The organism is Nitrosomonas sp. JL21, assembly GCF_009833095.1.
GTDB lineage: Bacteria > Pseudomonadota > Gammaproteobacteria > Burkholderiales > Nitrosomonadaceae > Nitrosomonas.
Window position 1 is genome coordinate 1 of record NZ_QRCB01000084.1, and the last position, 1,182, is coordinate 1,182.

A 1,182-nucleotide genomic window follows, 5' to 3' on the forward strand; every position below is an offset into this window, starting at 1 on the left:
TATTCCTGCCCTTGAAACCAGATCATTTTTTTCAATATATTCAAGCGTTGCCAAACCAGCTGCACAACTTACTGGATTGCCACCATAGGTGCAGCTATGCGTAACCAGGCCCGTACCATCTTCTATAGTTTTGCATATTTTTTCATTGAGCATCAGAACACCCAGGGGCGAATATCCACCACTGATGCCTTTGCTGGTAGTAATGATATCCGGCGTTACCTGCCAATTATCAATCCCCCATGGTTTTCCCGTTCTGCCGACCCCGGTCATCACTTCATCCACAATAAACAAAACATCAAACTCATCACAAATTTCCCGGATGATCGGATAGTATTCCTTTGGCGGGACAACTGCAGACATGGAGGTTCCGATTACAGGCTCTGCCAGAAATGCACTTATATTCTCGGGTCCTGCCTGTTTTATGGTTTTTTTCAATGCATAGGCACACTCCATTTTGCAGCCTGGATAGGATTCCCCCCAGGGGCATCGATAACAATAAGGAGGTGAAATATGCATAAAATCAAGCATATAAGGATCATACATTGATCTCCAGGACGTCCTTCCACTGGCAGAAAGGGTGCCGATTGTATTGCCATGATAACTTTGCCACCGGCCAATAATTTTTTTCTTGGATGGAAGACCTCTTTCCCAATGATATTGATAGGCCAGCTTTATCGCACCCTCATTGGCCTCCGCACCCCCTGAACTGAACAGGGTTTTTGTTTCACCCATGCCGGCAGGTGCCCATTGTTGAAGCTTGGCAGCCATATCCTCTGCAGGCTGGTTATCCACGGTACCATTATAGCTGAACGCCAGGGTACGCATTTGTTTTTCAATGGCTTCCATGACCTCTTCCACACCATGACCAATGTTAACCACACCGACACCACCAACTGCGTCCAGATACCGTTTCCCTTTATTATCAAAAACATAAACACCCTCTCCCCTTTGTAATACAGGGTATTCTGCATTCAAATTATGGTGAAGGATATTTGTTTTCTTTCTCTGCATTTTCAACTCCTTTTTATTTGTTCGCATGGCCTTGTACGTATTGGCCATAAGGCATATCGTTCCTATCTAATAAGATAGGGAATTCTTACTTTTAATGCATCGTTTGGACATTCAATTTCACAGGGAAGGCATATCCAGCATGTTTGATTAAATTCAAATGCCCGACCACAG

General features: G+C 44.3%; 1 protein-coding gene. It reads right to left on the reverse strand.

What is annotated here, in order from left to right:
- Positions 1–1,059, reverse strand: a 1,059-nt coding sequence (locus tag ABF87_RS14615) for an aminotransferase class III-fold pyridoxal phosphate-dependent enzyme (protein ID WP_160829848.1), incomplete at its 3' end; no start/stop codon positions are given.
- Positions 1,060–1,182 lie beyond the last annotated feature (123 nt).